The 11,889-nt window shown below is 58.6% G+C and carries 12 protein-coding genes and 1 pseudogene; 3 read left to right on the top strand and 10 right to left on the bottom strand.

What is annotated here, in order from left to right; translation table 11 throughout:
- The 10 genes and pseudogenes from NR126_RS26635 to NR126_RS26590 all read right to left on the bottom strand — a co-directional run.
- A pseudogene (locus NR126_RS26635) lies at positions 1 to 471 on the bottom strand (electron transfer flavoprotein subunit alpha/FixB family protein); the annotation flags it as partial.
- Positions 472 to 487: 16 nt separating this feature from the next.
- Entirely contained in the window at positions 488 to 1,237 is a 750-nt protein-coding gene (locus tag NR126_RS26630) for an electron transfer flavoprotein subunit beta/FixA family protein (protein ID WP_218424833.1), read from the bottom strand.
- 62 nt (positions 1,238 to 1,299) lie between these two features.
- On the bottom strand, positions 1,300 to 2,502 hold the full coding sequence (locus NR126_RS26625) for a CaiB/BaiF CoA-transferase family protein (RefSeq protein WP_256832360.1): 1,203 nt from the start codon (positions 2,500 to 2,502) through the stop codon (positions 1,300 to 1,302).
- Positions 2,503 to 2,575: 73 nt separating this feature from the next.
- Positions 2,576 to 3,739, bottom strand: coding sequence for an acyl-CoA dehydrogenase family protein (locus tag NR126_RS26620; RefSeq protein ID WP_105756053.1), 1,164 nt, complete (start codon positions 3,737 to 3,739; stop codon positions 2,576 to 2,578).
- Positions 3,740 to 3,805: 66 nt separating this feature from the next.
- Positions 3,806 to 4,402: a thiamine pyrophosphate-dependent enzyme gene (locus tag NR126_RS26615; protein ID WP_003442218.1), complete on the bottom strand. Its 597-nt coding sequence runs from the start codon at positions 4,400 to 4,402 to the stop codon at positions 3,806 to 3,808.
- Positions 4,390 to 4,929, bottom strand: a complete 540-nt coding sequence (locus NR126_RS26610; RefSeq protein WP_003442221.1) for a thiamine pyrophosphate-binding protein — start codon at positions 4,927 to 4,929, stop codon at positions 4,390 to 4,392. The genes NR126_RS26615 and NR126_RS26610 overlap by 13 nt, the downstream gene beginning before the upstream one ends.
- Positions 4,930 to 5,102: 173 nt before the next feature.
- Entirely contained in the window at positions 5,103 to 6,317 is a 1,215-nt protein-coding gene (locus tag NR126_RS26605; RefSeq protein WP_105756055.1) for a pyridoxal phosphate-dependent aminotransferase, read from the bottom strand.
- Entirely contained in the window at positions 6,314 to 6,952 is a 639-nt protein-coding gene (locus tag NR126_RS26600) for an RraA family protein (protein ID WP_003442227.1), read from the bottom strand. The genes NR126_RS26605 and NR126_RS26600 overlap by 4 nt, the downstream gene beginning before the upstream one ends.
- Positions 6,952 to 7,614 (bottom strand): RraA family protein, encoded by a 663-nt coding sequence (locus NR126_RS26595; protein WP_003442230.1) that lies wholly within the window; start codon positions 7,612 to 7,614, stop codon positions 6,952 to 6,954. The genes NR126_RS26600 and NR126_RS26595 overlap by 1 nt, the downstream gene beginning before the upstream one ends.
- A complete protein-coding gene (locus tag NR126_RS26590; RefSeq protein ID WP_003442233.1) occupies positions 7,614 to 8,279 on the bottom strand; it encodes an RraA family protein in 666 nt (221 codons plus the stop codon). Before NR126_RS26590 ends, NR126_RS26595 begins: the two co-directional genes overlap by 1 nt.
- 105 nt (positions 8,280 to 8,384) lie before the next feature.
- Here NR126_RS26590 and NR126_RS26585 point away from each other — a divergent pair, with 105 nt between their 5' ends.
- The 3 genes from NR126_RS26585 to NR126_RS26575 all read left to right on the top strand — a co-directional run bounded on the left by NR126_RS26585 (position 8,385) and on the right by NR126_RS26575 (position 11,877).
- Positions 8,385 to 9,278 carry a LysR family transcriptional regulator gene (locus NR126_RS26585; RefSeq protein ID WP_003442236.1) on the top strand — a complete coding sequence of 298 codons (894 nt, stop codon included), beginning with the start codon at positions 8,385 to 8,387 and terminating at the stop codon, positions 9,276 to 9,278.
- 159 nt (positions 9,279 to 9,437) lie between these two features.
- Positions 9,438 to 10,256 carry an alpha/beta fold hydrolase gene (locus NR126_RS26580; RefSeq protein ID WP_037001505.1) on the top strand — a complete coding sequence of 273 codons (819 nt, stop codon included), beginning with the start codon at positions 9,438 to 9,440 and terminating at the stop codon, positions 10,254 to 10,256.
- 166 nt (positions 10,257 to 10,422) lie between these two features.
- Entirely contained in the window at positions 10,423 to 11,877 is a 1,455-nt protein-coding gene (locus NR126_RS26575) for a sodium:alanine symporter family protein (RefSeq protein WP_003442242.1), read from the top strand.
- Positions 11,878 to 11,889 lie beyond the last annotated feature (12 nt).

The following is an 11,889-nucleotide window of genomic DNA, read 5'->3' as shown; positions in this document are numbered from 1 at the left end:
AGCGGCAACCGGGTCGAAACCGGTGGCACGCACGGTGATCACTTTCACTGCAGCGCTCGATTGAACGGTAGCGATGGCGTTACCCGCGTAGATCGGACGCTTGAAAGTGTCGGCACTTTCTACCGAGATGATCTCGGAGATCTGGTCAACGTCCAGTGCAGCGGCAACGCGCGGCAGGATGTTTTTGCCGTTGGAAGTGGCGGCAGCCAGGATGTGGCTGTAGCCATTGCCCAACTCTGCGACCAGAGGAGCGACGTTTTCCGGCAGTTGGTGAGCGTAGGCAGCGTTATCAGCGACCAATACTTTGCTCACGCCAGCCACTTGCGCAGCGGCTTCAGCCACGGCGCCAGCGCCCTGGCCTGCAACCAGAACGTGGATGTCGCCGCCGATTTTGGCAGCGGCAGCCACGGTGTTCAGCGTGGCCGGGGCCACTACTTTGTTGTCGTGTTCAGCGATTACCAAGATAGTCATGATTAGGCTCCTAAGCTCAAAGCACCTTCGCTTCGTTTTTCAGTTTCTCGACCAGTTCAGCCACCGACTTGACCTTGATACCCGCGCTGCGTGCAGCAGGCGCTTCGACTTTCAGGGTTTTGTTGGTGGAGGCGGTGGAAACGCCCAAAGCATCAGGAGTCAGCGTTTCAAGCGGCTTCTTCTTGGCTTTCATGATGTTTGGCAGGGACGCATAACGCGGCTCGTTCAAACGCAGGTCGGTGGTGACGATCGCTGGCAGTTTCAGGGAAACCGTCTGCGCGCCGCCGTCGATTTCGCGAGTCACGGCAACGCTGTCGCCATTGACTTCGACTTTCGAAGCGAATGTGCCCTGACCGTAACCGCTCAATGCAGCGAGCATCTGGCCAGTCTGGTTGTTGTCGCTGTCGATGGCTTGTTTGCCAAGGATCACCAGCTGAGGCTGTTCCTTGTCGACAACCGCTTTCAACAGTTTGGCAACGGCCAGGGAAGTCAGATCTTCGGCGGATTCGACGAGGATGGCGCGGTCGGCACCCAGAGCCAGCGCGGTGCGCAGTTGCTCTTGAGCGGTGGACGGGCCGATGGAGACGACGACGATTTCAGTCGCAACACCCTTCTCTTTCAGGCGTACGGCTTCTTCCACTGCGATTTCGCAGAACGGGTTCATCGACATCTTGACGTTGGTAAGATCGACGCCGGAATTGTCCGCTTTGACGCGAACTTTCACGTTGTAGTCGACCACTCGTTTCACAGCTACCAGGATCTTCATTGGGCAGTGTTCTCTCAAAAACTTTGATCGTTTCAGGCAGGCTTTTTGTTTTCAGCTCAAGGCTAAATCGCCCCGGCTGCGCGCATTTGTTCAATAAGATCCTTATCCAGCCCCAATTCCCTGAGCACCTGTTCGGTGTGCTGGCCGAGGCCTGGTACTGCATCCATACGTGGCTCGAATGCGCTGTTGCTGCCTGGAGGTATCAAGCTAGGAACCGTGCCAGCAGAGGTTTCGACTTCCCGCCAGCGATCACGCGCCTGAAGTTGCGGATGGTCCCAAACACCTTGCATGTCATTGACCCGAGCATTAGCAATTTGCGCATGCTCCAACCGATCAAACACGGCATCGAAATTGAGTGTGGAGAACGATTCAACGATGAGTGCCCGCAGCGCCTGGCGGTTTTCGACGCGCTTGAAGTTGGCAGAGAAGCGTTCGTCTTTCGCTAGTTCAGGAGTAAGCAGTACCTTGTCGCAAAACAGCTGCCACTCTCGCTCGTTCTGCAAACCCAGCATTACTGTGGTGCCGTCACCGATGGGGAAGGGACCATAGGGGTAAATCGTGGCGTGGGCGGCGCCGGCGCGAGGGGGAGGTGTAGCGCCATCGTAGGCGTAGTACATCGGGTAGTTCATCCACTCGACCAGGCTTTCCAGCATCGACACATCGAGGTGGCTACCTTCGCCAGTGCGTCCACGCAACAGCAAGGCAGACAGAATTCCGGTGTAGGCGTACATGCCGGCCGCGATGTCAGCAATCGAGCAACCGGCCTTGGCCATTTCTTCTTCACCCGGTCCGCCGGTGACCGACAGGAATCCGCCTTCGCTCTGTATCAACAGGTCATAGGCTTTTTTCTTTTCATAGGGGCCGCCTGCACCGTAGCCTGAAATGTCACAGACAATCAGGCGTGGAAATCGCTGATGCAAAGCCTCAAATGAAAGTCCCATTCTTGCTGCCGCACCCGGCGCCAGGTTCTGCACCAGGACATCGGCAGTGGCCAACAAACTGTCTAGCACCTCGGTGGCCGAATCTTGTTTCAGATCGAGGGTCAGGCTTTCTTTCGAGCGATTGGTCCAGACAAAGTGCGAGGCGAGGCCGTTGACGCGTTGGTCGTAACCTCTGGCGAAGTCACCCGTACCTGGGCGTTCGACCTTGATTACACGTGCGCCGAGATCGGCCAGTTGTCGGGTACAGAAGGGCGCTGCTATGGCATGTTCAAGGCTGACGACGGTAATGCCGTCGAGCGGACGGATGGCCTTGGATTGGCTCATGATTATTATCTCTCTTGTCATGGCTCCCCAGTAGCGCCTGCTTGAGCCGACGCGCTGGGTTTACGCTGATCCTTTAAAAGGAGCGCGGCAGTTCGAGCAGGTGTTCAGCAACGTACGACAGGATCAGGTTGGTAGAGATGGGCGCCACCTGATACAGACGGGTTTCTCGGAATTTGCGCTCGACGTCGTACTCGCAGGCAAAACCAAAACCGCCGTGGGTCTGCAAGCAAGCATTCGCGGCTTCCCAAGAGGCTTTCGCCGCCAGGTACTTGGCCATGTTGGCGCTGGCCCCGGCGTTGATGCCGCTGTCGTATTCCTCGCAAGCACGCCAGCGCATCAGGTCAGCCGCTTCGATTTCAATGTGTGCTTCAGCGATGGGGAACTGCACGCCTTGGTTCTGCCCGATAGGGCGACCGAACACGACGCGATCACGCGCATAGGCGCTGGTTTTTTCGATAAACCAGCGACCGTCGCCAATGCATTCGGCGGCGATCAGTGTGCGCTCGGCGTTCAGGCCATCCAGGATGTAGCGGAAACCTTTGCCTTCCTCGCCGATGAGGCTATCGGCAGGAATTTCCAGGTTGTCGAAGAACAGTTCGTTGGTTTCGTGATTGACCATGTTGGCGATCGGCTGCACGGTCATGCCGTTGCCGATGGCCTCGCGTAGATCGACGAGGAAGATCGACATGCCTTCGGATTTTTTCTTCACGTCGGTCAACGGCGTGGTACGCGCCAGCAAGATCATCAGATCGGAGTGCTGGACGCGCGAGATCCAAACCTTCTGCCCGTTGATCACATACTTGTCACCTTTGCGCACGGCGGTGGTCTTTATCTTTGTAGTGTCGGTACCGGTAGTGGGTTCGGTGACGCCCATCGATTGCAGGCGCAATTCGCCGCTGGCCAGTTTCGGCAGGTAGTAGCTTTTCTGCGCCTCGCTGCCGTGTCGTAGCAGGGTGAACATGTTGTACATCTGGCCGTGCACGGTGCCGGAATTACCGCCGCAGCGGTTCACTTCTTCCAGGATTACCGAGGCCTCAGCCAGCCCGAGGCCGGAGCCACCATATTCGACAGGGATCATCGCTGCCAGCCAACCTGCGTCGGTCAGTGCCTTGACGAAGGTTTCCGGAAAGCCTTTTTCTTCGTCGACTTTGCGCCAGTAAGCCGCATCGAATTCAGCGCACAGAGCGCGTACGCCCTCGCGGATGGCATTGAGTTCTTCAGAGTTACGGTCAGTCATTTTTATTCTCCTCAACGCGTCACGCACGGCATCTGCCCTGCGTGACCGGGGCCGGGCAAATAGCAATCAGATCGGGTTGAAACCCAAGGCGGCACGAAAGCGATTCTTGACGTAATGACCATCGCGCGGCGGCAGCACCCGAGGCGGGTTCTCCGCTTTGATCTTTATCGTCGCGAGCTTGACGCCGTCGCGGCTCGCAAAGCGCTCGCGCAGGTCATGTACGCCTTCCATGTCGCGGATTTCATCGGTCCAGCTGAAGCCGCAAGTCTTCGCCACCTGGTCCAGGGAAATACCAAAACCGGCGTGGCTGACTTGCATGCCGGTTTCACCAAAGTGACCGTTATCCAGCACTGCAATGGTCAGGTTGGCGGGCTTTTGCAGTGCCACTGTGGCCAGTGCGCCGAAGCCCATGAGCAACTCGCCGTCACCGGTGACCACCACCACCGACTTGTCTGGCTGCGCATTGGCCAGGCCCAGACCCACAGTGATCGCGCTGCCCATGGCAGCCCACAGGTAGTAATTCAGATCGTTGTCGCCGGCGGCCATAACGTCATAGGACGCTGAACCCAGGCCAGTCACGACCAGAACGTCTTTGCGGTCGGCCAGCAAGGCCTTGACCACTTCGCGGCGGCACAGGGTGTGGTTTGCGCTTACTTGACCCATTTCTTTTCTCCAATCAGGCGCTGACCGAGCAGCAGGGCAGTGGACGAATCACCGTTGAAGGCCATGGTCGCGGCACCGTGCAGCAGCGGGGCAACGTCTTCCGGGACGTCCGCGCGCCAGGTCATTACTTTCATCAGATTCAGGGAGGCTTCTGTGGCCTGGCCCATCGGGTTCTGCCACGCGTTGAATTCGGCCCAGTCGCCGCGCATGGTGACCACCATCAACAGCGGAAAGCCGGCACAGACTTGAAGTGCCAGGGTATTGATGCAGTTACCGACGCCGCTGGACTGCATCAAGAGAGCGCCGCGCTCGCCGCCAAGCCATGCGCCGGCGAGATAGCCGATGCCTTCTTCTTCGGTGGTGAGGACAACGGCCTTGATGTCCGGGTCTGCATACGACATACGGATCGCCGCCGAGTGGCCTGCATCCGGTACGAAGACCACGTGTTTGACGTCGTGGGCCTTGAGCACGCGAAACACGTCCTCCTGCCAATCCTGTCCCACGGTGTGTTCAGCTTCTGTTGACATGCCAATCTCCCAAGCAGTGCTGCTTTTGTGTTTTTACACATTCTGGGAGTGCTGGGAGCGGACTACGACTACCGTTTTTGTCTTTGAGATATGCCCATTTTGTATAGCAGGTGGGGTGAATGCGTGGCCTGCCAGGCAACGGCGATAGCCACGCATTATGGGAAGGGAAATTATTAACGCAGAGAAGTACAGAATGTACGGATCGCCTCGCAGGCCCGGCGCAATGAAGCGTCATCCAGGGCGTAGGCAATGCGAATGTAAGGGCCAAGTCCAAAAGCGCTGCCATGCACTACGGCGACATCCGCTTCGTCGAGCAGCGCATGCGCGACATCTTCGTCGGTGTGCAGTACCCGGCCACCCGCTGAGGTACGCCCGATCAATCCGGCACAGGACGCGAACGCGTAGAACGCCCCGGCTGGACTGACGCATTCAAGGCCTGGGGTGTCGTTCAGCAGCGCCACCATCAAATCGCGACGACTCTGGAATGCCACCCGGCTTTCACGGATGAAATCCTTGGGACCTTCCAGTGCCGCGAGCGCAGCCTGTTGCGACACAGAGCTGGCGCCAGAGGTTTGCTGACCTTGCAGTTTTTCCATGGCTTCCAGCAACCAGCGCGGCCCTGTGGCGAAACCGATTCGCCAGCCGGTCATGGCATAGGCCTTGGACACACCGTTCATGGTCAGGGTGCGAGGTGCCAGTCGTGGTTCAACCTGGGCCAGGGTGTAGAACGCTTGATCATCAAAAATCAGATGCTCGTAGATGTCATCGGCCAGAATCAGCACGTGAGGGTGAGCCAACAACACCTCAGCCAAGGCGTGCAGTTCTTCCCGGCTATACACCGCGCCGGTCGGGTTGGACGGCGAATTGAGGATCAACCAGCGGGTCTGCGGTGTGATCGCGGCGGCCAGCGCCGAGGGCGTCAGCTTGAAGCCAGTGTCGGCGTCGCAAGTAACGATTTGGGCTTCACCGCCACACAATTGAACCATCTCCGGGTAACTGACCCAGTACGGCGCCGGCACGATAACTTCGTCACCCTCATTGAGGGTCGCGGCCAAGGCGTTGTAGATCACCTGTTTGCCACCGTTGCAGACAAGGGTCTCTTGCCAGGCAACGTCCAGACCGTTCTCACGACGGAACTTGGCGGCCACTGCTTCTCGCAGTGAACGTACACCGGCGACCTGGGTGTAGCGGGTGTGGCCGTGTTCAATGGCATGAATGGCCGCTTCACGCACATGCTTTGGCGTATCGAAATCCGGCTCGCCGGCACACAGCGAAATAATTTTCGCGCCTTGCCCCCGGCGTTCTGCCACCCGATCCATGATTCGGTAAGTCGCGGACGGCTGCGCATTGGCTAAACGCTGATTTAGACGCTGGATATCGGCGCTCATGCGCGAGTTCTCCACTCAGTCAGGTTCATCAGTTCCAGGGTCGAACGGCCCTCGGTCAACGCCTGCATCATCTGCGCTTCCTTGTCCGCCCGCGCTTCACCTTCTGCCAGGGTGCGTGCGGCATCCGCTTTGGGAATGATGATCACACCATCATCGTCGGCCACCACCCAGTCGCCCTGTGTCACGAAGGCACCATTGAAATTGAACGGCTGCCCCACCGAAGGCGCACTAGCCTTGACTGTGCCTTTCAGCGAGATGCCGCGGGCGAACACCGGGAACTGGCGTTTCTTTAGGGCCGCAATATCGCGTACGCCACCATCGATCACCAGCCCGACCACGCCAGCCGCTTCGGCCGCCACGGTGAGCACTTCGCCCCAATAACCGGCGATGAAACCACCCGTACCGACGACCAGCACGCTGCCACGGGGCACACGTTCCATCGCAAGGTGCAGGGCGAGGTTGTCGCCGGGTGAGCATTCCAGAGGGTAAGCGGGGGCGGAGATAAAGGCACCGTCCCAGATCGGGCGGATCGCGCTGTCGACCGCGCAAGACAGATGAGATGCTTCATACAGCGTCGAACTGCCAAGCACTTTTGCCCGTGCGTAAGAATCCAGGGGGAGGGGGAGCATAGTCATCAGACTTTCCTCTGCAGGTTGTGGTAACCCAGTGCGGCCCGGGCTTCTTTAAGGGTTTTGCCTTGGCTGATCAGGGCGCGAATCTCGGCTTCGACCGATTCGATCTGGCGGGCACATGCCGCCACTTCAGCCGCATGGGCGCGGGGGACGATCACCACGCCGTTGGCGTCAGCGACCACGATGTCGCGGGCACAGACCCGGACGGTGCCGATGGACACCGGCTGGTTGACCGACTGAACCTGTACGCGGTCTTTGCCGGTGCGCATGAAGCGGCCCTTGCTGAAGATCGGGTAGCCATCGCCCAGTGCTTTGTTCACGTCACGGCAAACACCGTCGATGACCGTGGCAGCGATCTGCCGAGTACCGGCGTACTGGGTCATGATGTCACCCCAGACGGTGCAGTCGGTGCGGCCGCCGTTGTCGATGACCACCACGTCGCCCGGTGCCACGTCTTCGATGAAATCGCCCACGGTGCCCGGAGGTACGCTGGCCGTGACGTACTGCACGGTGAACGCGGGACCGACGATGACCTTGCTGTAGTTGTCCAGTGGCGCCACTCCGAGGCATTGGCCGGGCAGGCCGAGTTTGTCCAGCGCATCGGAGACGCCCGGGGTGTCCAGGCCTTCAAACAAGGCGACCAGTTCTTTGTCTTCGATATTCATCAGGCGTGCTCCGTGTGGATCGCTTCGAATTGGGTGTCATGCATCACTTCGGCGACCGAGCGACCGCTGCGGACAGCCTCGACCATGCCGTCCTGGCGGCGGGCAATACGCTCGCCAAGGTCGAGCACTTTCTCGATATAGGCTGAGGGCACGAACACGGTGCCGCAGGTATCGGCGATGACATAGTCGTTCTCGCTGACCTCGACGCCGGCCACGTTGATGGTTACGGCGGCATCGATCTGCACCACCCGATTGCGGGCACTGATCATGGTCACCCCGCGGCCATAAACCGGGTAGCCAATCGACTCGCTGCCGTCGATGTCGCGGCTGAAACCGTCGATTACCGTGCCGCGCACTTTCTTGCTGGCCGCTGCATTGGCGAGGATATCTCCCCAGCAGGAGATGCCTTCGATTCCACCTGCGATCACCAGCACACGATCATCGCTGTCGATCTGTTCCACCACGGGGGTAATCAGGTGCACAGTGGGGACATTGTCGGATTTAGGAGCCAGCAGTACGGTGCTGGCGCGGCCGACAATCTTTGGGCAGTTCCACAGTGGGCGCAGCCCAACAGTGGCACCCGGCAGGCCGAGGAAGTCGAGCGCATCGGAGACCGTGTTGGTATCCAGCGCCGCCAAGCGATCCAGCAAACTCTTATTGATCATGGGAAAGCCCCAGTGGTGACGGAGGCGCCCAGTGTCAGTGAGACAATTTTATAGGTATATTACTAATCACAGATGCGTTAGATACGTTAAACCTATGGATTAATCATGATCAATTTTCGACTGATTCGTCATCTCTGGTTGTTCCTGGCGGTGGCCGAAGAACAGAACTTCGGCCGTGCGGCCAAGCGTTTGGGCATGTCCCAGCCACCGCTGAGCGAGCAGATCCAAGTGTTGGAGCAGGCGCTCAAGGTCAAGCTGTTTGATCGCTCGCGACGCGGTGCGAAGCTGACCCCGGTGGGAGCGGCGATTCTGCCAGCCGTGCGCAAGTTCGCCGACCAATTGGAGCGGTTGGAACTCGCCGTGGAGGAGGCGGTGGCGGGGCAGTCGGGGATGTTGACCATCGGCGCGATTTCTACGGCCATGTTTGATGTCTTGCCGGGTTTGATCGAGCAACTGAAGAGCGATTACCCGCACCTCACCGTGTCTGTACGGGAGATCGACAGCGTCGAAGCGGTCCCGGCGCTGGAAGCCGGGGATATCGACCTGGCTTTCGCCCGGCTGGACGGTGATCTGGGGGCCTCGATCAAATCACTGCCGCTGACTCAGGACCGCCTGGTTGTGGCCCTGCCCAGCGATCACCCCTTGGCTGCGCGCACGCGAATCAGCCTGTCCAGCCTGGCCACTGAACCCTTGGTGATGTTTTCCCGAAAGGTTAGTCCGGTCTACTTCGACAATCTGATCGCGACTTGCCGCGCCAGCGGTTTTTCCCCGCGCGTGCTGCATGAAGTGCGCTCGGTCGCCTCGCAAATTGCCTTTGTCAGCTGCGGCCAGGGTATCGCACTGGTACCAGCGTCGCTGAAAAAACTGGCACCGGACAATGTGGTATTCCGAGCACTGATCCAGAAGCTCAATGTCGTGACCACTGCGGTGGCCTGGAATGCAGATCGGCCCAATCCGCTGGTGCAGGAGCTGGTCACCCGTCTCCAGTCCCGTGTGTGAGTCGACCAAGGCCCTATGCGTGAACAAGAATGATAGGTTTGGCGTATGAAAGCCTTCCCGTATTAGGAATTTACAGAAGGCTCGATTCCCTTGAAATTGCGAGCCTGGCTGCCGGCAACCCAGGTTCGGCGGTACCTTTTCGTTCAAGGAGTCAACAACGTGTCTTCTCCAGAAACGTTCACTCATGTGCAACTCCCTCTGACGGTGGAGGGTGTCCAACTGAACGTGGCCGCCATCCATCGCGACGGCGTCCTTGCGCCGATCGTGTTCCTGCATGGTTTTGGTTCGACCAAGGAGGACTATGCCGACATCGTGCAGCAGCCCGCGTTCGCCGGTCACCCTTTCGTGGCTTACGACGCACCGGGTTGCGGCGAAAGCCAGTGCAGTGATCTTTCCAGAATCTCCATTCCCTTTCTGCTGCAGACTGCGTTGCAGGTGCTGGCGCATTTTGGCATCGGACGCTTCCATTTGGTCGGCCACTCCATGGGTGGGCTGACCGCGCTGATGCTGGCCCACCAGTTCCCGGACCGGGTGCTTAGTTTCGTCGATATCGAGGGCAATATCGCCCCGGAAGACTGCTTCCTCAGCCGGCAGATCATCGACTATCCGAGCAACGATCCCGAGGTGTTTTTCGCCGCCTTCATCGAACGTGCCCGACACGCCCCTGCCTATGCCAGTGCACTCTATTCCGCGAGCTTGCGGCACAAGGTGCGTGCCGGTGCGGTGCGGGGGATATTCCAGTCGATGGTAGATCTTTCAGATAATGCCGATCTGATGAGCAAATTCCTCGGCTTGAAATGTCCACGAATGTTCATGTACGGCGAGCAGAACGCGTCACTGTCCTATCTGCCGCATATCCAGGCCGAAGGTGTCCGGCTGGCCCCCATTCCTGATTGCGGGCATTTCCCGATGTATTCCAACCCCATCGCGATGTGGCAACAGATCGCCGATTTCCAGGTGAGCAGCCTTACCGGGTAAGCCCGGTCGTCCTGAGGGCTTCCTGATCGTTCGCGGGAGCCTGGCCAGGCCACGGAGTTGAAATTCAAAAGCTGATTCAGTCACTTCTCCTGCCTTTGGGCGGCGACGTGTGCAGGCGCGTGCGTGCCTGAAATCCGTGTACCTATAACAACAAGAGGTTCGACCCATGCTTGATGTCATTAATGATTTTCTCTCCGGCAAGCTTCTGATCGTGCTCATCGTAGGCCTGGGCGGCTACTTCACGGTGCGTTCACGCTTTGTCCAGTTCCGCCATTTTCTGCATATGTTCGGCGCCTTCCGCGATAGCGTGCAAAAGAGTGCCGGGCAGATCAGCTCCTTCCAGGCCTTGATGCTTAGCCTGGCGGGGCGCGTAGGTGCGGGCAATATCGCCGGTGTCGGGTTGGCGGTAACGCTGGGCGGGCCGGGCGCGGTGTTCTGGATGTGGGTGACGGCGCTGGTGGGTATGTCCACCAGCTTCTTTGAATGCAGCCTGGGGCAATTGTACAAACGGTGTGATGCGAACGGACAGTTCCGCGGCGGGCCGTCGTACTACATCCAGTACGGACTGAAACAACCCTGGCTGGGCAAGGTCATGGCGTTACTGCTATTGGTGACCTTTGGTTTCGCCTTCAACGGACTGCAATCCCATGCCGTGACTCACTCGCTGAATAATGCGTTCGGTTTCTCTACGACCTACTCCGGCATTACGATTGCCATATTGCTTGGCCTGGTGTTCATGGGTGGCATCAAGCGCATCGCCGCGGTCTCGGACCTGCTGGTGCCGGTCAAAACGCTGGCTTACATTGGCGTGACCGTTTATGTGATCGTGCTCCAGTTTGATCATGTTCCCGGAATGCTGATGACCATCTTCAAAAGTGCTTTCGGCCTGGATCAGGCGTTTGCCGGCCTGGTCGGCAGTGCCATTGTCATGGGCGTCAAACGTGGGGTGTTTGCCAACGAGGCGGGACTGGGGAGTGCTCCCAACGTAGCTGCGGTGGCGAAAGTGGATCACCCGGCGGCTCAAGGGGTGGTTCAGGCCTTCAGCGTTTTTCTCGATACCTTTGTGATCTGTACCTGTACGGCGCTGCTGATTCTGCTGTCAGGCTTTTACACGGCTGGTTTTGAAGGCGATGGCCTGGTGCTGACTCAGAACGCGTTGGCGGCAGTGGTCGGAGACTGGGGACGCACCTTCATCAGCGTGGCGTTGGCTCTGTTTGTCTTCACGTCGATTCTCTACAACTACTACCTGGGCGAGAATAACCTGCGCTTTCTGCTGGGCGACAAGCGCGCTGCAGTCATTGTCTATCGTGGTTTGGTGCTGCTGCTGATCCTTTGGGGGGCCGTACAAAATCTGGGCACTGTGTTCGCTTTTGCCGATATCACCATGACGCTGCTGGCCTTCGTGAATCTGATCGCCCTGGCGCTGTTGTTCAATGTCGGCATGCGCTTGCTGCGCGACTATGACCAGCAACGCAAAGCCGGTATCAAGACGCCTGTCTTCGATTCAAGTCAGTTCAAGGATCTTGATCTTGATTTGCAGGCATGGCCGAACCGGGAACACGCGGCCAACGTCCCCGCCGAAACTATCACTCAAGTTGCACCTGCATCCGCTACCCAGTGATGCAAAAAGGGC

It is taken from the genome of Pseudomonas sp. Pse1, from assembly GCF_024519635.1.
Taxonomy (GTDB): Bacteria; Pseudomonadota; Gammaproteobacteria; order Pseudomonadales; family Pseudomonadaceae; genus Aquipseudomonas.
The sequence above is the reverse complement of the archived record's forward strand: the minus strand, read 5'-3'. Positions and strand labels throughout refer to the sequence as shown.

What these genes read in the sequence shown, in the direction of transcription:
- NR126_RS26630 (WP_218424833.1), bottom strand. Translation starts at nt 1,237, where the DNA reads ATGAAGATCCTGGTAGCTGTGAAACGAGTGGTCGACTACAACGTGAAA.
- NR126_RS26625 (WP_256832360.1), bottom strand. Translation starts at nt 2,502, where the DNA reads ATGAGCCAATCCAAGGCCATCCGTCCGCTCGACGGCATTACCGTCGTC.
- NR126_RS26620 (WP_105756053.1), bottom strand. Translation starts at nt 3,739, where the DNA reads ATGACTGACCGTAACTCTGAAGAACTCAATGCCATCCGCGAGGGCGTA.
- NR126_RS26615 (WP_003442218.1), bottom strand. Translation starts at nt 4,402, where the DNA reads ATGGGTCAAGTAAGCGCAAACCACACCCTGTGCCGCCGCGAAGTGGTC.
- NR126_RS26610 (WP_003442221.1), bottom strand. Translation starts at nt 4,929, where the DNA reads ATGTCAACAGAAGCTGAACACACCGTGGGACAGGATTGGCAGGAGGAC.
- NR126_RS26605 (WP_105756055.1), bottom strand. Translation starts at nt 6,317, where the DNA reads ATGAGCGCCGATATCCAGCGTCTAAATCAGCGTTTAGCCAATGCGCAG.
- NR126_RS26600 (WP_003442227.1), bottom strand. Translation starts at nt 6,952, where the DNA reads ATGACTATGCTCCCCCTCCCCCTGGATTCTTACGCACGGGCAAAAGTG.
- NR126_RS26595 (WP_003442230.1), bottom strand. Translation starts at nt 7,614, where the DNA reads ATGAATATCGAAGACAAAGAACTGGTCGCCTTGTTTGAAGGCCTGGAC.
- NR126_RS26590 (WP_003442233.1), bottom strand. Translation starts at nt 8,279, where the DNA reads ATGATCAATAAGAGTTTGCTGGATCGCTTGGCGGCGCTGGATACCAAC.
- NR126_RS26585 (WP_003442236.1), top strand. Translation starts at nt 8,385, where the DNA reads ATGATCAATTTTCGACTGATTCGTCATCTCTGGTTGTTCCTGGCGGTG.
- NR126_RS26575 (WP_003442242.1), top strand. Translation starts at nt 10,423, where the DNA reads ATGCTTGATGTCATTAATGATTTTCTCTCCGGCAAGCTTCTGATCGTG.